Origin of the sequence: Stenotrophomonas veracruzanensis, assembly GCF_032911525.1 — a bacterium.
Classification (GTDB): domain Bacteria; phylum Pseudomonadota; class Gammaproteobacteria; order Xanthomonadales; family Xanthomonadaceae; genus Stenotrophomonas; species Stenotrophomonas africana.
The window spans coordinates 171,034-192,761 of record NZ_JAWJTI010000002.1; the positions used below are offsets into that span (position 1 = coordinate 171,034).

Sequence of the window (21,728 nt, forward strand, 5' to 3'; positions counted from 1 at the left end):
TTAAGGCAATCTCCCGCTGCGCAACGGGCGCATGTACGACTTCGACTTTGGAAACAGGCTGCGCGAGGTTAAGGAGGCGGAGCGCTATGCCTACGACGCCCAGGGGCAACGCCTGCGCGCGATGTATTCGTTGGCCGGGAAGGTTGCATGAGAAGCCCCGGCCTAGGTCGGGGCTTTTCGTCTCGGCTATGGGCGGTGTGCGGTGGCGTACGATGCCCAAGGGCAACGCCTGCGCGAGATGTATTCGTTGGCCGGGAAAGTGGTGCACGAAGATCGGCGAGGGAAGGGAGCCTCGGAGTACATCCATGTAGGTGGTCGACTGCTGGCCACCCGCAGCCCGACGGGTGTTACCTGGACGCATGTGGATGCGCTGGGCAGCCCGGTTGCGGTTACGGACAACACAGGAAGTGTTGTCGAGCGACGCCGGTTTGAGCCGTATGGTGCCGAGTTGGGCGGGCAGGTCAAGGACAGGCCGGGGTACACCGGGCATGTGAGCGATTCGGCCACCGGGCTGAGCTACATGCAGCAGCGGTACATGGATCCGCAGTTGGGTGTGTTCCTGTCGGTGGATCCGGTGACGGCTTACGCAAACCCAGTTGGTATGTTCAACCGCTACAGATACGCATCGGGGAACCCTTACCGATATACGGACCCTGATGGCCGCTGTGATACATCTTTCTGACAGTTCTGGGGAGGCGTTGGACGCGCGGTCGGTGATGCTGCCTACAGCATTGGCCGGAATGCTGGCCCGAGCGTATACGGCACCGTAGATATGTCCCGAACGCGGGAGCTAAATGGCGGCCCATTGTTTGGTGCGCCGGCGAGTCAAGTTGGGCAAGGTGGCTACAAATTCGGTTCCGCACTAATGGTTGCGGAGGGGATGCGGGGCGCTGGTCAGGCCGTCGGAGGGCTCGCAACGGCTGAAGCTCGATTGGCGAACAGTGCATTGGTAGTTCGAGGTGGCTCCGCTCAGGGAGCAAATTCAGCGGCTGGAATTGGGAAGGGTACCGGCCAGCATCCGGCAGGGCCCTTCGGTTTCTCCGCAGAGAGTGCAAATGGATCGTCGTTCTGCCAGTTGTGCAGCAATGTAACTCACGATCAGGTCGGTGTTTCCACGGTTGGGCAGGTAAGGGCTGCGGGAGGTGATGTCATCTCGACAGGCGGGGTCTCGCCGACGCACGCAACAGTTGTGGGGCTTGAGCCGGAAGCAGCGAGCCGGTTGTTTTCCCCTACAGTATCCAATCCGGTTTCGGCCGTTGAAAGGCTGCAGAGGCCATAGATGTCTGAGCTCAGAATATTTGTCGACTTCAACAATAGAGATTCTGATGGCTTCTTGAGGCTTAACCTCACGGGGACGCTGGAGGATCTGAGAAGAGAGCAACTGGTTCTCGAAGAAGGGATGCCCGCTACAGGATCAGACGGTGATCTCACTGCTAAGATCATCGTTGTTGCACCTGGAATTGAAGGCGTATGGCGGGGGAGGATCGTTGAAGGTCCTTGGGAGGAGGGGGCATAAACTGGTACCCGTTGTTGGTTAGGTTGGGAGACGCTCCCCGCCCGATCGGGGGAAGCAAGAGCCAAGCCCAAATGACAGGCCCGTTGGCTTCCGGATCCTACCCAAGGAGGGCTTTGGGGATGAACGGTGAAAGCTGCGCTTCTGGCCAGAATTGTGGAAAGAATGTGGGCGAGCGTGGCTGAAGATGCTCTGTGACATCTGCGCCGGTATGGCCGACTGCTGCATGGCGTGTTTGGCCTTGGCGCCGCTTGGCTGCTGTTGCGGTTCAGTTGGCGAGTCACCTTTGCGTAGGTCGCAGGTTCGACTCCTGGTTCCGGCACCAGTTGTAATGAGAAGCCCTGGCCTTGGTCGGGGCTTTTTGTTTGGGCATTTGAAGCAATCACAGTCCTTACGTTATGAGCGCGAACTCTTATCAGGTTCAAGCGCCCGCACCGGCTGCCGAAGCACAGTCTTCAACCGCGCTGCGTCGGTCCTGCGCGGATCGCTCAGGTAGATCTCGTGATGGGGGCCGGCGAAGGTGTATCCCAGAGATGGCATCAGTTCGTCGTGCAGACGGGCCAGGGCCGGACCCTCGTCATCGTAGGCGCCTACATGCAGGGTCTGCAGGCAGAGGCCCTCTTCAAGAATTTCATGGCGAAAGCTGGCCGGAACGTCGCCTAGTTTCTTCGCCGCCTTGGCGATGGCAGCCTCCAGCTGTGCTGGACTGATCCCGTCCGGCGTACGGATCATCACCGTCCACCTCCACTCATCCTTGCGGCGTGCCACAAAGCTCGACGGATCCTCGGCGGTCCAAAGCGCTTCCAGCGGCGGCACCACGTAGTCCTGGCCCCCGGCCTTCAGCGCGAACTTCAGTGCATAGCTCACCGAGTACAGCCACTGCACCGCCTGCACATACGCGGGGGCGGTATTCGGATCGCCGCGACCGTCGACCATCAGGTAGGGCAGGGGCGGCACGTCCACCGTCACAAACCGGCCCGCCGGGGGCTGGTACAACGCGCGATCGCGCTCCTTGAAGTCGATCTTGTCCATGGGGCTTCCTCCGACGCCGAGCATCCCATGCATTGCCCGCGCGCGCGTGTCTGAACATGTTCAGGTCACTTTGCCGAACACGGGCGGAGCAGGCACCATCGCCCGATCCCAGGATGCCGCCCCCGGGTGTTCTGCCCGCCGCGCCCGCGCGGTGCGACAACGTGTCGCAGCCAGAATCGGGCCTTTCCTGCGCTCGATCAATGTCAATGCCTTTCTTAAATGATGGGTGACGGCCTAAAATTGAAAGGCTGACTCGACCCCACCTCCCTACCTGTCTTCCGGACCGGTGGGACCGGCTTTGGCCGGAACAGGCAGGACGGGGAACGGCATTCCCTCGCAATTGGATCGACCGATGATTCCGTTGAAAACCCTTGGGCGCTGGTTGCGCCCGGGCCTGCTGCTGTCGTTGCTGGTGATGCTCACCGGCTGCGATGCCGTGGCCATCCTCAGTCCGAAGGGCCAGATCGGCCAGGATGAGAAGACCCTGCTGATCACGGCCACCGTGCTCATGCTGCTGGTCGTCATCCCGGTCATCATCATGACCCTGACCTTCGCGTGGAAGTATCGCGCCTCCAACACCAAGGCCCGTTACGAGCCGAAGTGGTCCCACTCGACGGCGATCGAGGTGGTGGTGTGGTCCATTCCCTGCATGATCGTGCTGGTACTGGCGGTCCTGACCTGGCGCTCGTCGCACGCACTGGACCCGTACAAGCCGCTGGATTCGGACGTCAAGCCGGTCACCATCGAGGCGATCTCGCTGGACTGGAAGTGGCTGTTCATCTATCCGGAAGAGAAGGTGGCGGTCGTCAACGAAATCAAGTTCCCGGTCAACACGCCGCTGAACTTCAAGATCACGTCCGATTCGGTGATGAATGCCTTCTTCATCCCGCACCTGGGCAGCATGATCTACTCGATGGCTGCGATGGAGACCAAGCTCCACCTGATCGCCAACGAGACCGGTGAATTCCCGGGCATGTCCTCGCACTACAGCGGCGCGGGCTTCGCCAAGATGCACTTCACCGCCTACTCGGTCACCGATGCCGAATACCGCCAGTGGCTGGACCAGGTCCGCGCCGGCGAGCAGACCCTGGACAAGGCCTCGTTCAAGGCCCTGGGTGAAGCACGCAACGCCGAGTGGTATCCGGTCACTTACTTCGGCAAGACCGAAGAAGGCCTGTTCGACTGGGTCATCGCCAAGCACATGGGCGACAACAAGCACTACGGCATGAAGCACGAACACGCCGGTGCCGCCGCTGCCGATGCCGCCAGCCATGAAGCGCATGAGGGCCACGCCCCCAGTGACGCGCATGATTCCAAGGAATCGGGTGAAAACCTGGATGCCAACGAACACGAACACGCAGGCCATGCTGGCCACGCGGGTTCGGGAGAATGAACATGTTGGGAAAACTCTCTCTTGAGTCGATCCCCCACGATCCGATCGTCCTGACGACGTTGATCGGCGCGGTGCTGGGTGGCCTGGGCGTGATGGCCCTGATCACCAAGTTCAAGCTGTGGGGCTATCTGTGGAAGGAGTGGTTCACCTCGGTGGATCACAAGAAGATCGGCGTGATGTACCTCATCGTCGCCTTCGTCATGCTGCTGCGCGGTTTCTCCGACGCCATCATGATGCGTACCCAGCAGGCGCTTGCCGTCGGCGGGTCCGAGGGTTACCTGCCGCCGCACCACTACGACCAGATCTTCACCGCCCACGGCGTGATCATGATCTTCTTCGTGGCGATGCCGTTGATCACCGGCCTGATGAACCTGGCCGTGCCGCTGCAGATCGGTGCGCGCGACGTCGCGTTCCCGTTCGTCAACTCGCTCAGCTTCTGGCTGTTCGTGTCCGGCGCGGTGCTGATCATGCTGTCGCTGTGGATCGGTGAGTTCGCTGCCACCGGCTGGCTGGCGTTCCCGCCGTTGTCGGGCATCGAATACAGTCCAAGCGTCGGCATGGACTATTACATCTGGGGTCTACAGGTCGCAGGCCTGGGTACCACGCTGAGCGGTATCAACTTCTTCATCACCATCCTGAAGATGCGTACCCCCAGCATGAAGCTGATGCAGATGCCGGTGTTCACCTGGACTGCCCTGGTGACCAACGTGCTGATCGTCGCCGCCTTCCCGGTGCTGACCATCACCCTGGTGCTGCTGACCCTGGACCGTTACCTGGGTACGCACTTCTTCACCAATGACGGTGGCGGCAACGCCATGCTGTACATCAACCTGATCTGGATCTGGGGTCACCCGGAGGTGTACATCCTGGTCCTGCCGGCGTTCGGTGTGTTCTCCGAAGTCATCGCGACCTTCTCGCGCAAGGCGCTGTTCGGCTACAAGGGCATGGTCTACGCCACCGCCTGCATCGGCGTGCTGTCGTTCATCGTGTGGCTGCACCACTTCTTCACCATGGGCTCGGGTGCCAACGTCAATGCCTTCTTCGGCATCACGACGATGATCATCTCGATCCCGACCGGCGTGAAGATCTTCAACTGGCTGTTCACCATGTTCCGCGGCCGCGTGCACTTCACCACCCCGGTGCTGTGGACCATCGGCTTCATGGTCACCTTCGTCATCGGCGGCATGACCGGCGTGATGCTGGCGATCCCGGCCATCGACTTCGTGCTGCACAACAGCCTGTTCCTGATCGCCCACTTCCACAACGTCATCATCGGCGGCGTGGTGTTCGGCATGTTCGCCGGCATCACCTACTGGTGGCCGAAGATGTTCGGCTTCCGCCTCAATGAGTTCTGGGGCAAGTGCGCGTTCTGGTGCTGGTTCATCGGCTTCTACGTGACCTTCATGCCGATGTACGTGCTGGGCTTCATGGGCATGACCCGTCGTCTGCAGAGCACCGTCAACCCGGCTTACGAGCCGCTGCTGTTGATCGCCGCTGCAGGTGCCTTCATCGTGGGTGCCGGCATCCTGTGCCAGATCATCCAGGTGGCCGTGTCGATCCGCGACCGCAAGAAGACCGTCGACCTGACCGGCGACCCGTGGGATGCCCGTACGCTGGAGTGGGAAACCTCTTCGCCGCCGGCCTTCTACAACTTCGGCACCCTGCCGGAAGTCACCGAGCTGGACGATTTCTGGGAGCGCAAGCAGCGTGGTGAAGCCTGGCCGAAGCCGGCCAAGTACACCGACATCCACATGCCGCGCAACACCGGCACGGGCGTTGTCATCGGTGCCTTCAGCCTGGTGTTCGGCTTCGCGATGATCTGGCACATCTGGTGGCTGGCCATCGTCGGCTTCGTCGGCATGATCGCCACGTTCATCTACCGCACCTTCGACCAGGACGTGGACTACTGGGTCCCGGCCGCCGAGGTGGAACGCATCGAGAACGAACACCGCAAGCACCTGGAAGCCCAGGGCCTGGTGAAGTCGGAGCTGAAGGCATGAGCACCAATACCTCGACCCTGAGCCACGGGCACGCCGCGCACGCGGCGGCCCATGGCCATGACGACCACGAGCACCACGACACCGGCGGCAACACCGTCTTCGGTTTCTGGGTGTACCTGATGAGCGACTGCCTCATCTTCGCCTCGCTGTTCGCCACCTACGTGGTGCTGGCAGGCGGTACCGATGGTGGCCCGACCGCGAAGGACCTGTTTGAACTGCCGTTCGTGGCGTGGGAAACCGCGCTGCTGCTGACCTCGTCGCTGACCTTCGGCCTGGGCATGATCGCCATGCACCGCAAGCAGATGGGCCAGATGTACCTGTGGCTGGGCATCACCTGGCTGCTGGGCTTCGGCTTCATGTGCATGGAAGTGTGGGAGTTCCAGCACCTGATCCACCAGGGCTACGGTCCGGACCGCAGTGCCTTCCTGTCGGCGTTCTTCGCCCTGGTCGGTACCCACGGCCTGCACGTCAGCGCCGGCCTGCTCTGGCTGCTGGTGATGTTCGTGCAGCTGAAGAAGTACGGCCTGACCCCGACCAACAAGACCCGCATGGCGTGCCTGAGCCTGTTCTGGCACTTCCTGGACCTGATCTGGATCGGCGTGTTCTCCGTCGTCTACCTCAATGGAGCGCTGTAATGGCACATGACAACCATGCACACGACCACGCAGCCGGCGGCGAGAGCCACGGCAGCGTCAAGTCCTACCTGATCGGCTTCGTGCTGGCGGTGGTGCTGACCGTCATCCCGTTCTGGATGGTGATGTCGGGCGACTTCTCGCGCACCGTCAACGGTGTGGTGATCGCGGTCACCGCGGTGCTGCAGATGCTGGTCCATCTGGTGTTCTTCCTGCACCTGGACCGCTCTTCGGAAAGCCGCTGGAACGTCAACGCTGCGGCCTTCACCGTGGTGGTGATCGGCATCATCGTGATCGGCACCCTGTGGGTCATGCACAACATGAACGTGCACATGATGCACTGACGTCCTGGCGACGTTGTCACGCAGAAAGGCCGCCCTCGGGCGGCCTTTTTGTTTGTCGCGCCCACCGGGTATGGCGCGCGCGGTGGTAGTGCCGGGCGCTGGCCGGCTCTACCCCGCCACGCGGCGCAGGAATTCCTCGGCCTCCATCGGCCGGCCCAGGTGGTAGCCCTGCAGCTGGTCACACCCCAGTTCGCTCAGGTACTCGCGCTGCGCCTGTGTCTCCACGCCTTCGGCCACCACCTGCAGCTGCAGGGTGCGGCCCAGGGCGATGATCGACGACACGATGGCTGCGTCCTCGTCATTGCATTCCAGATCGCGCACGAACGCGCGGTCGATCTTCAGTTCGGTCGCCGGCATCCGCTTCAGGTACAACAGGCTCGAATAGCCGGTGCCGAAATCGTCGATGGCGATATGCACGCCCATCGCGGTCAGATCGTTGAGGATCGCCAGGCTGGCGTCAACGTCCTTCATCGCCGTGGTCTCGGTGATCTCCAGGGTCAGCCGTGCCGGCTCGATGCGGTGCCGTTCGAGCACCTCGCGCACGCTGTCCAGCAGGGCCGGCGAAGAAAACTGCAGCGGCGACAGGTTGACCGCCATGGACCACGCCGTGTGCCCGGCATCGTGCCACGCCCGCAGCTGGGCACAGGCCCGATCCAGCACCCAGTCGCCGATGGGCAGGATCAGGCCGCTGCGCTCGGCGATGGGAATGAACACGTCCGGCGCCAGCAGGCCCAGCTCCGGGTGCTGCCAGCGCAGCAGGGCCTCGGCGCCAGTGGCCGGTGCGCCGGCGGCCGGGAACTTGGGCTGGTAATGCAGGACCAGTTCATTGCGCGTCACGGCCTTGCGCAGGTCCTGCAGCAGGCGCAGCTGGCGGTTGGCGCTGAGCTGCATCGACGGGGTGAAGAACGTATAGCCGTTCCGGCCCGTTTCCTTGGTGTGGTACATCGCGGCATCGGCGTGTGCCATCAGCTCGCGCTCGTTGCCGGCGTCATCCGGATACAGGGCGATGCCCAGGCTGGCGCTGACCTGCAGCTCGGCTGCATCCAGCAGGAACGGTTCGCCAGCCGCTGCGATGATCCGCTCGGCCACCACCACCGCATCGTCGGGAATGTCGATGGCCAGCACGATCACGAACTCGTCACCGCCGAGGCGGGCGAAGGTATCCTGCGGCCGCAGCAGGCCGCCGATACGCTGCGCCACCGCCACCAGCAGGCGATCACCCAGCTGGTGCCCGTAGGCATCATTGACCGCCTTGAACCCGTCCAGGTCGCAGAACATCACCGCCACCGCATGGTTGCGGCGCCGCGCCTTCTCGATGGCCTGCTCGATGCGGTCCTGCAGCAGCATGCGGTTGGGAAGCTGGGTCAACGGGTCGTGCAGGGCGGCCTGGATCAGCTTGTCGTTGGCGTGCGCCAGTGAATCGGCCAGCAGCCCGGTGCGCACACGCATCTGCCGGTCGAACAGCGAGGCGACCAGGGCGATGCCCAGCGTGGCCACGGTGGTGACGATCACCAGTACCGCCAGCCAGCGCGTGTCGATGCCGCCACTGCCGACCGCACCACAGATGCTGCCTTCGGGGAAGCGCGCCGCGGCCATGCCGGTGTAGTGCATGCCGACGATCGCCAGGCCCATCACCAGTGAGGCAAGCAGGCGCAGGCGCGTGGTGTTGCGCTGCTCGGCACGCAGCCGGAAGGCGATCCACAGCGCGGCACCGGCGGCGCCGATGGCTACCGCGATGGAGGCGGCAAACCAGCCCGGGTGATAGTCGATGCCCGGTTGCATGCGCATGGCGGCCATGCCGAGGTAGTGCATGGTGGCAATGCCCAGGCCCATCAGCACGGCGCCGGCCAGCAGCCGGCGCCACGGCAGGCTGGGACGCGATACCAGCCACAGGGCGTAGGCCGAGGCGCCGATCGACACGGCCAGCGAGTACAGGGTGATGCCGAGGTCGTAGCCAACCGGGATCGGCAGGTCGAAGGCCAGCATGCCGATGAAATGCATCGACCAGATACCCAGGCCCATCGCCGCCGCGCCGCCGGCCAGCCACCAGCGGGCAACGCGGCCCTCGGCCGTGGCCAGGCGGCCGGCCATGTCCAGCGCCGTATACGAAGCAAGAATGGCCACCAGCAGGGAGATGGCGACCAGGCTCTGACTGTAACTGCCAGTCATTTTGAATCCAGAGGGAGAGGGAGGGGCGCCCGCAAGGCGCACGCCCGCGACAGCTATCGGCGCGGGCGGGCAGGACTTGAGCGGTCGCAGCACCTGCGACCCGGCTCGGCTATCCTGCCACGCCTGTTCCCGTTGCTGGAAATCATCCAATGGCAAAAGCCCGCACCGCTTACGTCTGCAATGAATGCGGCGCCGAATTCAGCAAGTGGCAGGGCCAATGCACCGAGTGCAACGCCTGGAACTCGCTGTCGGAAATCGTGCTGGAAAGTGCCGCGGCGGCCAAGGCGCCGGCTTCGCGCCGGGCGGGCTGGGCCGGCAAGATCGACCCGCCGAAGATCACCGCCCTCAAGGATGTGGAGCAGACCGAGCATCGGCGGGTCTCGACCGGCATCGGCGAGTTCGACCGCGTGCTGGGCGGTGGCCTGGTCGAGGGCGCGGTGGTGCTGGTCGGCGGCGACCCCGGCATCGGCAAGTCGACCCTGCTGCTTCAGGCAGTGGCGAAGATGGCGGCCGAACTGCCGGTGTTGTACGTCACCGGCGAGGAGTCGCTGGCCCAGGTGGCCGGCCGCGCGCATCGCCTGGAGCTGCCGTTGGATGGCGTCAATGCACTGGCCGAGACCGGGGTCGAGTCGATCCTGCAGCATGCGTCCAAGGCCGGCCCGCGGCTGATCGTGGCCGACTCGGTGCAGACCCTGTGGACCGAGAGCCTGACCGCCGCGCCGGGTTCGGTCAGCCAGGTGCGCGAGAGTGCGGCGCGGCTGGTGCGTTTCGCCAAGGAGACCGGCACCGCCGTGTTCCTGGTCGGTCACGTGACCAAGGAGGGCGGCATCGCCGGCCCGCGCGTGCTGGAACACATGGTCGATGCGGTGCTCTATTTCGAAGGCGAGAGCGGTAGCCGCTTCCGTCTGCTGCGCGCCTTCAAGAACCGCTTCGGTGCGGTCAACGAACTGGGTGTGTTCGCGATGGGCGACAAGGGCCTGAAGGAGGTCTCCAACCCCTCGGCGATCTTCCTGTCCGGCGGCAGCACCCACCAGCCGGGAAGCTGCGTGATGGTCACCCGCGAGGGCACGCGGCCGCTGCTGGTGGAGGTACAGGCACTGGTCGATGCGTCGCCGCTGTCGAACCCGCGCCGTGTCGCGGTCGGCCTGGAACAGAACCGCTTGGCCATGCTGCTGGCGGTGCTGCATCGCCACGGCGGCGTACTGGTCGGCGACCAGGACGTGTTCGTCAACGTGGTCGGTGGCATCCGCGTGCAGGAAACCGCAGCCGATCTGCCGGTGCTGCTGGCGGTATTGTCCTCGCTGCAGGACCGACCGCTGGCAGAGAAGACCATCGCCTTCGGCGAAGTCGGTCTGTCCGGCGAGATCCGCCCGGTGCCCAATGGCGAAGACCGCTTGCGCGAGGCCGCCACCCACGGCTTCAAGCGCGCCATCGTGCCCAAGGCCAATGCGCCCAAGGGCGGTTCGGTGAAGGGCATGGAAGTGATCGCGGTGGAGCGGCTGTCCGAGGCCATCGACGCGGCGTGATGCCGGCCCTGTAGAGCCGAGCCCACGCCCGGCTGCCTTTTGTAGAGTCGAGCCATGCACGACGGGTGGTCGAACAGCAGTCGAGCATGGCTCGACTCTACAAAGAACGAACGGCAGCCGAACATCGGCTCGGGTCTACACATGTCCAATGCAGTAACGGTCAGCTTCTCTGTGCTAGTTTTTCCCGCTCGACGAAGGCGCCCTCTGGCGTCTTTCCGTGCCCAGGAGTAAACGATTACATGCAGGACACCGCGCTCACCGCCCCCAACGCCGAAATCCGTCGCGCCGGGGTCGATCTCAATGGACTGATGACGGTGCTGGGCAAGCACCTGTATTCCACCCCTGTGGTGGCGCTGCGTGAGCTGGTGCAGAACGCGCACGACTCGATCATCCGCCGCCGCATCGAACAACCCGGCGTTGAAGTGCCTTCACGCATCTCCGTGCAGGTCGATGCCGGTGCCGGCGTGTTGCGCATCACCGACACCGGTGCTGGCCTGACCCGGCAGGAGATCCATGATTACCTGGCCACCGTCGGCGTCGGCTACACCCGTGGCCTGCGCCAGGGCGGCGAAGATGACGAAGGCCTGATCGGCATGTTTGGCCTCGGTTTCCTGTCGGCCTTCGTGCTGGCGCGCCGGGTCAGCGTGCGTACCACCTCGTACCAGACGCCGGACCTGGGCCATCTGTACGTGTCCAGCAACGCCGAACAGTACACCGTCAGTGAAATGCCGGCGCGCGCGGTCGGCACCGAGGTGGAGCTGGAACTGCATCCGGATTTCCTGCCGCTGGCCAACGAGGCGCGCCTGCACGAGGTACTGGGCCGGTACTGTGCGCTGCTGTCCGAGCCGATCTTCATCGGTGCCGCAGCCGAAGCGCTCAATCCCGAGCCGCCGCCGTGGCGCAGCCAGGGCGACGTCGCTTTGCATCCGGTGCAGGCGCGTCGCCAGGCGCTACAGTTCGCCGCGCGCTTCGAGCACGATTTCGAGCCGATCGTCACCGTGCCGTTGCGTGCCGATGGCAGCAGCGATGCGACCGGCCTGTTGTGGGTGCAGGACGGAGCCACCTACGGCACCAGCGACAATCGCAACCTGTCGGTGTTCGTGCGCGGCATGCTGCTGGATGACGACGCCCGCGACCTGCTGCCACCATGGGCCGGTTTCATTGGCGGGGTGATCGAATCCTCCCGGCTCACGCCTACCGCCAGCCGCGAAGACCTGCAGCGCGACGACCAGTACCGCGCCGTGCAGCATGCCTTGTTGGAGGCGCTGATCGACGGCCTAGCCGACGTCGCGCGGCAGCAGCCGGAAGCCTGGCGGCGGGTATTGACCCGCCACAACGAGGCCCTGCTGGGTGCAGCGCTGTGCGATGACCGCCTGTTCGACCTGCTGCTGGAACACGTGCGCGTGCCGACCTCGCAGGGCGACCTGCCTGCCAGTGCGCTGCCCGCACGCGGTGCCGTGCACGTGATCCTCGACAACGGCGGCGGCTTCGAGGAAATGCTGTTCCGCGCGATGGGCGTGCCGGTCGCGCATGGCCATCGCTATGCAGTGGTGCCGTTCCTGCGGCGCTGGGCCCAGGCCAAGGGCCTGCGTCTGGTTGAACTCGGTACCGAGCAGGGCAATCGCGCGCTGTTCCGCAGCGACGACAGCCTCGACGAGGCGCAGCTGGCATGGCTGCGCGAACAGCTGGGTGACGGCGAACAGTTGCTGCCGGCACGCTTCAGCCCCGAGTCGCTGCCGGTGGTGGTGGTGCCCGACCGCGAGGCCGAGCTGAAGCAGCGCCTGGAAGACGACGAGAACGACAAGCGCGTTTCGATGGCTGCGCTGCGCCTGGCGCGGCAATTCACCGCACGCATCGAATCGCGCGCACCCTCGCGGCTGTACCTCAACCTCGACAACCCGGCGGTGCAGGCGCTGCTGCGCGCCCAGCGCGAGGGCCATCCGCAGGCCGAAGCCGCCGCTCGTCTGCTGCGCTCGCTGAAGATCATCGTCGCCGCGCAGGGCCGTCCGCTGGCCCGCGCGACCGCCACGCCCGGCCCGGATCTCAACGGCGCCTTTACCGATATCGCCGGTGCCCTGCAGCAGATGCTGCGCTGAGCACCGCAATCTCTCATCCAGCCTTCGCTAGACAGGAGCACTTACCCCATGGACATCTGGAACTGGGTCGAAAAGCTGCAGGGTGACCTGCGCCAGGCCGGCCAGGCGCAGAACGCGCATCTGCTGAACCGCCTCGCTGACGAAGTGAGCGAATTGCGTGTCGACCGCGTCGACGCGCTGCTGCCCGAAGCGCGTGCGCTGGGCAAGGCGCTGGATAACCCGTGGGTCGACGTCTACGTCGGCCACTGGGCGCTGCGCAACCGCGTCGGCAACCGCGTCGAAGGCGAGAGCGCGCTGGGCGAAGCCGTGGCGCTGTTCGAGCGTGCGCATCGTGAGGACACGCTGGAGTGCCCGCAGTCGATCTGCGTGACCCAGGATCTGGCGGCCTGCTACGGCAACATCGATGGCCCTGGCTGGGTGCCCGAGCGCATCGAGGTCTGCGACGAAACGCTGGGTCGCATCGATCCGAGCTGGGCCTGCTTCCAATGCCTGAGCTGCGAGAAGGCCGATGCCCTGCTTGACGATGGCCGCGGCCAGGACGCGCTGGACTACCTGCAGGTGCAGTCGGATGCGATCGAGGCCTGCGGCAAGGAAGTGTTCGACAGCTTCCCGGAGATGCAGATCAAGATCCTGCTGGGCATGGGCCGCGCCGAAGAAGCGCTGGTACTGATCGAGAAGCGCGAGGCCGAAGTGGCCGCGTCGGGCGAGTACGAGCCGGCCAACTGTACGGTGCCGCGCCGCCTGTCCAAGGCGTGGGCGCTGGCCCAGCTGGGCCGCGACGAAGAGGCCGTGCAGCAGCTGGTGCCGTGGAGCGAGCTGACGCCTACCTACTGGCGGCTGTGGGCGAACACCGCCGCAGCGCTGTGCCGGCGCGATCCAACGCGCAATACCTGGGATCTGGGCACGCGCTTCAACACCATCATCGAACACTTTGCCGAAGTTGGTTCGCACCGCCTGCTGATTGAAGTCGCTGCGCTGAGCCTGGAGCTGGCCCTGCAGCGTGGCGCACGCTGGGTGGCGCTGCGCCAGCTGGAACTGGCGCGTACCCATCTGGCGCAGCTGCGCCAGGACCGTGGTGCGGCAGCGCTGGTGGCCGGCCTGGCCGCGCGCATCGATGCCTTGCCGGATGTCGCACCGCTGCCGGTGCCGGCGTCGGAACTGCTGGCCTGGCTGGACGCACAGGGCGAGCAGAACCAGTCGCGCGATCCGGAGCGTGAGGCGCAGTGGCTGCTGCAGGCGCACGAACAGCAACCCGATGACGAGGCGCTGGCCGAGATGGCTGCCTCCGCCTTGAGCGCCTGTGGTGCACAGGCCGAAGCGCGCGCATTGCTGTGGCGTTTCGTGCGCGCGCATACGCAGGAAGACGGTCCTGCGGCCTACACGCTGATGCGCTGGCTGGCCGAGCAGGGCGACGACGAGGGCCTGCGCCAGCTGGCCGCGGTCTACCGTGGCAGCGTGCCGGTATTCGCGCATTGGTGCGAAGTGCAGCGTGCCCGTCGCGTGTCCGATTGGCCGGCCCTGGAGCAGGCGGCCCGATCGCTTCTGGAGCTGTCTCCGGGCTCGCACGGCGCGCGTGGCACGCTGGCGCGCATGTACATGGAAACCGGCCGCTTCAGTGAAGCACAGGCCTGCTATGCGCAGCTGGTGGAGCTGTTGGAAGAACCGAATGCCGCGCATTGGGACCACATGAGTGCGGCCAGCGCGGCACGCGACTGGGATGCGGTGCGCCGCTCGGCGGCCGCGATCGGCATGGAGCTGTCCAGCCAGGAGGGCGTGGTCGAGGAACCCTGGGGCTGGGTGATCATCCGCAGCGAAGAGAACGGCGAGCCGATGGAATACTACGCACGCCGCAGTGGCCCGGTCACCGCACGCATCGTCGAAAACGCGCCGGCCAACCGTGCGCAGCAGGTGGGCGACTGGGTGGTGTTCGATGCTGCGTTGGTACATCCGGCGCCGGAAGAAGAGGAAGCGCGCGAGCATTTCATCCCGACCTATGCGCAGGTGCATGTACTGGAGCGCGGTGGCTTCGCCCGCAGTTGGCTGATCGACGGCGCGCACCCGGGCGAAGAGGCGTGGAATGCCTTCGTCGAAGCCGCCGAGGCGCAGGGCTGGAAGGTGTGGTCGCACAGCCGCCCGGACTACACGGTCACCGACCCAGACATGGAGGAGGGCACGCTACCGGGCCTGCTGTTCACGGTTGCCCAGCCGCAGGACCATGCGCCGCTGGCGCTGCACCGCTTCCTGCAGCAGGAAACCGCAAAGTGGCCGCACCCACACTGCTGGCTGCGGCTGGCCGAAGCCTGCGACCAGGACCGCCAGCCACATCTGGACGTGATCGAGCGTTACGGGTTGTAAGCTCCAGGCTCGTGTAGAGCCGAGCCTGTGCTCGGCTCATGCGGATAATCAGCCGAGCATGGGCTCGGCTCTACAACGAATCATCATCACCAAGGAACGCGATATGCGCAGGACAGGGATGTTCGTGATCGCCGGGCTGCTGCTGGCCCCCACCGTGCAGGCTGCTCCCGCCTGCCGGGAGCCTGCGGCTGTGGCCCGCGCGTTCTACGAGGCGACGACCGGCAACGGTGATCTGCTGGATCCGCCGGCCGCGCTGGTCAGCGCGGCCTTCGGCAAGGCGCTGCGTGATGAGCGTGCCTGCCAGCATCGCGAGGAGGGCATCTGCACGATCGATTCCGATCCGTGGCTGGATGCGCAGGATGGCGACATCGACAGCCCCGTGCGTTACAGCTGGAAAGAGGCCTCGGCGACCACTGGCCAGGTAGAAATGCGCTATTTGGTCTGGAAAAAGGCCTACGTGACCCGGTTGCCGATGGTGCGCCAGGGCCAGGGCTGCTGGCAGGTCGATGACATCCTCACCAACAGCGGCCGTTCGGTGCGGAAGATCCTGGCGCAGCCGGTGCCCTGACCGGCGGCAGCATCCACGCAGGGTGCGGTCCAGTTGCCGACCCGCGGCCGGCACTACCAGGTGATGTTGGGTGGGTGCCGACCGTTGGTCGGCACGCTTCTATCGCGTGTGCCCGAACACCAGTTCGATCACGAACTGGCTGCCGAAGAAGGCCAGCAGCAGCAACAGCATCGCCGCCAGCGTCCAGTGCACCGCCTTCATGCCGCGCCAGCCGTAGCGGCGGCGGCCGATCAGCAGCACGCCGAACACGATCCACGACAGCACGCTCAGCACCGTCTTGTGCACCAGCTTCTGTGCCAGCAGATCGTCGACGAACAGCACGCCGGTGACCAGGGTCAGGGTCAGCAGCGCGAAGCCGACGGTGATCACCCGGAACAGCAGTGATTCCAGGTCGGCCAGCGGCGGCAGCGCCCGCAGCCATGGGCGGAACTCACGGCGGCGCAGTGCGCGTTCCTGCAGCCACAGCATGATCGCCAGCAGTGCGGCGATGCTCAGCGTGGCGTAGGCCAGCAGGGCCAGCCAGGCGTGGCTGGCCAGGCGCCAGCCCAGCACCTTGCTCGGTTCGTGGCCGTAGCCGTGGTAGGCCAGCAGCAGCACCGCGGCCAGCGGGAACACCACCACGCCCAACGCCGACATCCGCCCGCGTGCGCCGACCAGCGAGGTCAACCAGGCCATGCCCAGGCCGACCAGCGACAGCGCGGCGAAGAAGTGCATGTCCGGCCCGCCGTTGGTGCGCATCGCCACCATCACGTGGTAGCCGCCATGCAGCAGCATCGCCGGCAGGGCCGGCCACAGCCAGGTGGGGGAGCCGGTGCTTTCATCGCGGCCGAGCGCGCGCACCAGCAGGGCACTGGCGGCCAGGTAGAGCAGGACGGCGATGAGAACGATTGTCATCGTTGCAGTTTCGCATACCCCTGCGGTGGTGGCGACGGCCCCGTGGTCGCAGTCCGGGGAGACAGCCGGACCCGTTATACTGTCGGCCTTATTGTCCCCCGCTTTCAGACAGGTTGCGCCGCATGTTCGAGTCCCTGACCCAGCGCCTTTCCGGCACCATCGAGCGCCTGCGTGGCCGCGGCCGCCTGACCGAGGAGAACATCCGCGAGGCGACCCGTGAGGTCCGCATCGCGCTGCTCGAAGCCGACGTTGCGCTGCCGGTGGTGCAGGCCCTGATCGAGCGCATCAAGGTGCGCGCGGTCGGCCAGGAAGTGCTGAAGTCGCTGACCCCGGGCCAGGCCCTGATCAAGGTCGTGCGCGACGAGCTGACCGCGGTGATGGGCGCCGAAGCCAGCGATCTGAACCTCAATGTGCCCGCTCCGGCCATCATCCTGATGGCGGGCCTGCAGGGCGCCGGCAAGACCACCACGGTGGGCAAGCTGGCCAAGCACCTGAAGGAAAAGCGCAAGAAGAAGGTGATGGTGGTCTCGGCCGACGTTTACCGTCCGGCTGCGATCGAGCAGCTGAAAACCCTGGCCGAGCAGGTCGGCGTGCTGTTCTTCCCGTCCAGCGCCGACCAGAAGCCGGAAGCCATCGTCCGCGCCGCCATCGACGATGCACGCAAGTCGTTCGTCGATGTGCTGCTGGTCGATACCGCCGGCCGCCTGGCCATCGACGAAGCGATGATGGCCGAGATCAAGGCCCTGCACGCGGCGGTGAACCCGGCCGAAACCCTGTTCGTGGTCGACGCCATGACTGGCCAGGACGCGGCCAATACCGCCAAGGCCTTCGGCGACGCCCTGCCGCTGACTGGCGTGGTGCTGACCAAGACCGACGGTGACGCCCGTGGTGGTGCCGCGCTGAGCGTGCGCTACATCACCGGCAAGCCGATCAAGTTCGTCGGTGTCAGCGAAAAGCCGGAAGGTCTGGACGTGTTCCACCCGGACCGTATCGCCAGCCGCATCCTCGACATGGGCGACGTGCTGTCGCTGGTCGAGCAGGTCGAGCAGCAGGTCGACAAGGACAAGGCTGCCAAGCTGGCCGAGAAGGTCGCCAAGGGCAAGAAGTTCGACCTCAACGACATGCGTGACCAGCTGGAGCAGATGCAGAACATGGGCGGCATCGGCGGCCTGATGGACAAGCTGCCGGGCCTGGGCAACATCCCCGATCATCTGAAGCAGCAGGTCAGCCAGGGCAAGGAAGTGCCGCGCATGATTGCCATCATCAACTCGATGACCAAGAAGGAACGGCGCAACCCGAACCTGCTCAACGGCTCGCGCCGCGCGCGCATTGCCAAGGGCTCGGGCGTCACTCCGGCTGACGTCAACAAGCTGATGAAGCAGTACATGCAGATGGAAAAGATGATGAGCAAGATGGCCGGCGGTGGCATGAAGGGCATGTTGCGCAGCATGAAGGGCATGATGGGCGCCATGGGCGGCCGCGGCATGCCGTTCCGTTGATGCGTTGATGCGTGGGCGCGCGCTGTGGTCGGCGCGGCCTGCGTAGCGTCGAGCGAGGTGCAGTCGAGCAAGCTCGACTCTACCCCCATCCTGCGCGCACCATGGGGGCCTGTCCGAAACGATGGGCCGTCATGCAGAGTTCCGCTGTATCTTCCCGCGTCGAGGCGTTCTGCCGGCGCTTTGGCGTTTCCGTTCCGATCCTGCTGGCACCGATGGCCGGCGCCTGTCCGGTGCCGTTGTCAGCGGCGCTGGCCAACGCCGGCAGCATGGGCGCGATGGGCGCGGTGCTGTCGTCTTCGGCCGATATCGGTCGCTGGATGGACGACTTCCGCGCGACTGCCACCGGCCCGGCGCAGGTGAACCTGTGGGTGCCGGATCCCGAACCGACCCGTGACGTTGCCGCCGAAGCGGCCAGTCGCGCCTTCCTCGCGCAGTGGGGCCCGGACGTGCCGGCCAGCGCCGCCGACGCCACGCCCGCCGACTTCGAAGAACAGTTCGCCGCGCTGCTGGCCGCGCGCCCGGCGGTCGCCTCGACCATCATGGGCGTGCTGTTGCCGCGCCACGTGCAGCAACTGAAGGACGCCGGCATCGCCTGGATCGCGTGCGCGACCACGTTGTCTGAAGCACGCGCCGCCCAGGATGCCGGTGCCGATGCCGTGGTGGCGCAGGGTGTGGAAGCGGGCGGCCATCGTGGTTCATTCGATCCGGCGATGGCCGAGCGCCAGCTGGTCGGCCTGTTCGCGCTGTTGCCACGCCTGGCCGACCACCTGCAGATTCCGGTGATTGCCGCCGGTGGCATCGCCGATGGCCGTGGCATCGCTGCCGCACTCACCCTGGGGGCCAGCGCTGTGCAGATCGGCACCGCCTTCCTGCGCACGCCGGAAGCGGCGATTGCATCGGCATGGGCCGATGGGCTGGCCGCCAGCGAACCCGAAGACACCTGGCCGACCCGTGCCTTCAGTGGTCGTCTGGGGCGTGGACTGGCCACGCCGTATGTGCGTGCCGCCGCCGCGGAGGGTGCCCCGGCGCCGCGTCCGTATCCGGTTCAGCGCGGGCTGACCGCGCCGATGCGCAAACAGGCCGTGCAGGAAAACCGCCTGGCGGCGATGCAGGCCTGGGCCGGGCAGTCGGCGTGGATGGCACCGGCGCAGCCGGCCGCCGACGTGCTGCGCGACATGTGGAACCAGGCGCAGGCACTGCTGCAATGACGCTGACCTGCAACGGCCAACCGGCGCAGGTGGAGGATCTGCTGCCGGTGCTGGTCAACTATGGCCACTTCACCTCGCTGCAGGTGCGCAACCACGCCGTGCAGGGGCTGGAGCTGCATCTGGCGCGGCTGTCGCAGGCGACGCGTGAGCTGTTCGGCAGCGAACTGGATACGGCGCAGGTACGGGGCTGGATGGCGCAGGCGCTGCAGCAGGCCGGCCTCGCCGATGCCTCACTGCGGGTGACGGTGTACTCGCGCCGCTTCGATTTCCGCAATCCGCTGGTTGCCGTGCCGGTGGACGCGTTGGTGGCGGTGTCCGCGCCGGTGACGCTGACCGCCCCCAAGCGTGTGCGCAGCGTGGCCTGGCAGCGTGAACTGCCGCAGATCAAGCATGTGGGCACCTTCGGCCTGTTCGCCGAGCGTCGCGCGGCGATGGCGGAAGGATTCGACGATGTGCTGTTCGTGACCGCCGATGGCGACGTGAGTGAAGGCAGTACCTGGAACCTGGCCGTGCACGATGGTGAACGGCTGCTCTGGCCGCAGGCGCCGGCCCTGCGCGGCACCGCCGAAACGTTGCTGAAGCAGCATTGGCCCGGCGCACAGTTGACGCGGCCGTTGGGGCTGGCTGAACTGGGCAGTGTGAAGGCCGCTTTTGCCTGCAACGCCAGCGGCCTGTGGGCGCTGGAGGCGATCGACGGGCATGCCCTGCCGGATTCCCTGGCCCTGGCTGAACAGGGCAGGGCGGTGCTGGCGGCGGTGGCTTGGCAGGGACTGGGGGCAGATCCCTCTTGCGCGGTAAAAGGGATCTGACCCCGGGCGAGCCCCCGGGGTTGGCTCGGTCGTGCTCTGCCGCTATAATCGCCCGCTTACCTCGCCATCCTGGCGACTGGGCAATAGGAAAAACACCATGGTCAAGATTCGACTGACCCGCGGCGGCGCCAAGAAGCGTCCGTTCTACCACATCATCGTGACCGACGTGCGCAGCGCGCGCGACGGCCGCAACATCGAGCGCGTTGGCTTCTACAACCCGGTCGCCCAGGGCGCCGAGAAGCGCATCGAGCTGGACCTGGCCCGCGTTGACCATTGGGTCAAGAACGGCGCCCAGCCGACCGACAAGGTCCGCAACCTGATCAAGGAAGCGACCAAGTCCCAGGCCGCTGCGGCCTGATCCTGACGGGCCACGCTTCGGCGTGGCCCTCTTGGTTGAAGCAGATGAAAGATATCGAGCGCCGCATCCTGCTGGGCAGGGTTGTCGGCGCTTTTGGTGTGCGCGGCGAGATCAAGCTCGAGTCCTGGACCGAGCCACGTTCCGCCATTTTCCGTTACCAGCCGTGGATCGTGCGCAGCCCGTCCGGCGTGGAAACCACGATTGAAGGTGTGCGTGGCCGCGACAGCGGCAAGCACCTGGTCGCCCGTTTCCCCGGCGTCGAGGACCGCGATACCGTCGAAGCGATGCACGGCACCGAGATCTACGTTGCCCGCAGCGCATTGCCGCCGCCGAAACCCGACGAATACTACTGGGTGGACCTGGAAGGCCTGGACGTGAAGACCACCGAGGGCGTTGCCCTGGGCCAGGTCTCGCATCTGTTCAGCACCGGCGCCAACGACGTGGTGGTGGTCCGTGGTGACCGCGAGCGGATGATTCCGTTCGTGCAGCCGGACTTCGTCAAGTCGGTCGACTTCGAGGCCAACCTGGTCGTGGTCGACTGGGATCCCGAGTTCTGAGTGTGAGCATGCGTTTCGACGTCATCACCCTGTTCCCTGAGTTCCTCGCCCAGTCCGCTGGATTGGGCGTGGTCGGGCGCGCGCAGGAGAAGGGGCTGTTCAGCCTGCATGGCTGGAATCCCCGTGATTACGCCGAAGGCAACTACCGCCGGGTGGACGACCGTCCGTTCGGCGGTGGCCCGGGCATGGTGATGCTGATCGAGCCGCTGCAGGCCTGCCTGCAGGCGATCCGCGATGCTGATCCGACCCCGGCGCGGGTGATCTACCTCAGCCCGCAGGGGGCGCCGTTGACCCAGGCCAAGGTGCGGGAACTGGCGGCATTGCCGCGCATGGTCCTGCTCTGCGGCCGCTATGAAGGCATCGACGAGCGATTCCTGGAGGCCAATGTCGACGAGGAGATTTCCCTCGGCGACTACGTGCTGTCAGGTGGCGAGCTGGGCGCGGCGGTGATCATCGACGCCGTGGCCCGCCTGCAGGACGGGGCCCTGAATGACGCTGAATCAGCGGCCCAGGACAGCTTCGAGGGCGACCTCGGCCTGCTCGACTGCCCGCATTACAGCCAGCCGGCCCAGCACCCTCTGGGCGACGTGCCGGACGTGCTGCGCTCGGGCAACCATGCGGCCATCGCCGCCTGGCGCCGCCAGCAGTCGCTGGTCCGTACCGCCCAACGGCGCCCGGACCTGCTGGATGAACAGGCGCTGGGCAAGGCCGACCGCAAACTGCTGGAACAGGGCCGCCAGGCCCGGAAACAGAAGGCCAACCCCTAGCGCAGGGT

The 21,728-nt window shown here is 65.8% G+C and carries 19 protein-coding genes; 16 read left to right on the forward strand and 3 right to left on the reverse strand.

All coding sequences use genetic code 11. The annotated features are described in order from the left end of the window. The first annotated feature begins 202 nt into the window (after positions 1–202). The gene (locus R1H25_RS02585; protein ID WP_317222588.1) at positions 203–682 is read left to right on the forward strand and encodes an RHS repeat-associated core domain-containing protein; all 480 of its coding nucleotides are present in this window, start codon (positions 203–205) and stop codon (positions 680–682) included. A gap of 597 nt (positions 683–1,279) precedes the next feature. Then, positions 1,280–1,516: a hypothetical protein gene (locus R1H25_RS02590; protein ID WP_126928301.1), complete on the forward strand. Its 237-nt coding sequence runs from the start codon at positions 1,280–1,282 to the stop codon at positions 1,514–1,516. Positions 1,517–1,909: 393 nt separating this feature from the next. Here R1H25_RS02590 and R1H25_RS02595 read toward each other — a convergent pair whose 3' ends face one another. Continuing rightward, on the reverse strand, positions 1,910–2,545 hold the full coding sequence (locus R1H25_RS02595) for a GyrI-like domain-containing protein (RefSeq protein ID WP_049447006.1): 636 nt from the start codon (positions 2,543–2,545) through the stop codon (positions 1,910–1,912). A 352-nt stretch (positions 2,546–2,897) separates the two neighbouring features. On the opposite strand from R1H25_RS02595, the gene cyoA reads away from it, so the two are divergent. The 4 genes from cyoA to cyoD are packed head-to-tail and all read left to right on the forward strand — an operon-like array spanning position 2,898 to position 6,914. Then, positions 2,898–3,938 (forward strand): ubiquinol oxidase subunit II, encoded by a 1,041-nt coding sequence (gene cyoA / locus R1H25_RS02600; RefSeq protein WP_032127566.1) that lies wholly within the window; start codon positions 2,898–2,900, stop codon positions 3,936–3,938. A 2-nt stretch (positions 3,939–3,940) separates the two neighbouring features. After that, entirely contained in the window at positions 3,941–5,938 is a 1,998-nt protein-coding gene (gene cyoB, locus R1H25_RS02605) for a cytochrome o ubiquinol oxidase subunit I (protein WP_049447004.1), read from the forward strand. Further along, positions 5,935–6,573, forward strand: coding sequence for a cytochrome o ubiquinol oxidase subunit III (cyoC, locus tag R1H25_RS02610; RefSeq protein ID WP_005408583.1), 639 nt, complete (start codon positions 5,935–5,937; stop codon positions 6,571–6,573). Before cyoB ends, cyoC begins: the two co-directional genes overlap by 4 nt. After that, positions 6,573–6,914 (forward strand): cytochrome o ubiquinol oxidase subunit IV, encoded by a 342-nt coding sequence (gene cyoD, locus R1H25_RS02615; RefSeq protein ID WP_014036396.1) that lies wholly within the window; start codon positions 6,573–6,575, stop codon positions 6,912–6,914. Before cyoC ends, cyoD begins: the two co-directional genes overlap by 1 nt. Before the next feature lie 108 nt (positions 6,915–7,022). On the opposite strand, the gene R1H25_RS02620 is transcribed toward cyoD, so the two are convergent. Next, entirely contained in the window at positions 7,023–9,083 is a 2,061-nt protein-coding gene (locus R1H25_RS02620; RefSeq protein ID WP_088481086.1) for a bifunctional diguanylate cyclase/phosphodiesterase, read from the reverse strand. A gap of 149 nt (positions 9,084–9,232) precedes the next feature. On the opposite strand from R1H25_RS02620, the gene radA reads away from it, so the two are divergent. From radA to R1H25_RS02640, 4 genes are all read left to right on the forward strand, one after another. Further along, entirely contained in the window at positions 9,233–10,609 is a 1,377-nt protein-coding gene (gene radA, locus R1H25_RS02625) for a DNA repair protein RadA (RefSeq protein ID WP_014646395.1), read from the forward strand. A gap of 239 nt (positions 10,610–10,848) precedes the next feature. Further along, positions 10,849–12,705, forward strand: a complete 1,857-nt coding sequence (locus tag R1H25_RS02630) for an ATP-binding protein (RefSeq protein WP_317222591.1) — start codon at positions 10,849–10,851, stop codon at positions 12,703–12,705. Positions 12,706–12,753: 48 nt separating this feature from the next. Next, positions 12,754–15,060, forward strand: coding sequence for a tetratricopeptide repeat protein (locus R1H25_RS02635; RefSeq protein WP_088481084.1), 2,307 nt, complete (start codon positions 12,754–12,756; stop codon positions 15,058–15,060). A gap of 103 nt (positions 15,061–15,163) precedes the next feature. Next, on the forward strand, positions 15,164–15,628 hold the full coding sequence (locus tag R1H25_RS02640; protein WP_317222592.1) for a hypothetical protein: 465 nt from the start codon (positions 15,164–15,166) through the stop codon (positions 15,626–15,628). 99 nt (positions 15,629–15,727) lie between these two features. On the opposite strand, the gene R1H25_RS02645 is transcribed toward R1H25_RS02640, so the two are convergent. Then, positions 15,728–16,522, reverse strand: a complete 795-nt coding sequence (locus tag R1H25_RS02645; RefSeq protein WP_049446996.1) for an inner membrane protein YpjD — start codon at positions 16,520–16,522, stop codon at positions 15,728–15,730. A 122-nt stretch (positions 16,523–16,644) separates the two neighbouring features. Between R1H25_RS02645 and ffh the strand changes: the two genes are divergently transcribed. The 6 genes from ffh to trmD all read left to right on the forward strand — a co-directional run bounded on the left by ffh (position 16,645) and on the right by trmD (position 21,720). After that, positions 16,645–18,021, forward strand: a complete 1,377-nt coding sequence (gene ffh, locus R1H25_RS02650; RefSeq protein WP_010483267.1) for a signal recognition particle protein — start codon at positions 16,645–16,647, stop codon at positions 18,019–18,021. A 131-nt stretch (positions 18,022–18,152) separates the two neighbouring features. Further along, positions 18,153–19,229: a nitronate monooxygenase gene (locus R1H25_RS02655; RefSeq protein ID WP_317222594.1), complete on the forward strand. Its 1,077-nt coding sequence runs from the start codon at positions 18,153–18,155 to the stop codon at positions 19,227–19,229. Then, positions 19,226–20,038, forward strand: a complete 813-nt coding sequence (locus R1H25_RS02660; protein ID WP_317222595.1) for an aminotransferase class IV family protein — start codon at positions 19,226–19,228, stop codon at positions 20,036–20,038. Before R1H25_RS02655 ends, R1H25_RS02660 begins: the two co-directional genes overlap by 4 nt. Positions 20,039–20,135: 97 nt before the next feature. Next, positions 20,136–20,396 (forward strand): 30S ribosomal protein S16, encoded by a 261-nt coding sequence (rpsP, locus tag R1H25_RS02665; RefSeq protein ID WP_005415733.1) that lies wholly within the window; start codon positions 20,136–20,138, stop codon positions 20,394–20,396. A gap of 44 nt (positions 20,397–20,440) precedes the next feature. Continuing rightward, positions 20,441–20,953 (forward strand): ribosome maturation factor RimM, encoded by a 513-nt coding sequence (rimM, locus tag R1H25_RS02670; protein WP_010483256.1) that lies wholly within the window; start codon positions 20,441–20,443, stop codon positions 20,951–20,953. Positions 20,954–20,961: 8 nt separating this feature from the next. Next, entirely contained in the window at positions 20,962–21,720 is a 759-nt protein-coding gene (trmD, locus tag R1H25_RS02675; protein ID WP_317222596.1) for a tRNA (guanosine(37)-N1)-methyltransferase TrmD, read from the forward strand. Positions 21,721–21,728: the final 8 nt, after the last annotated feature.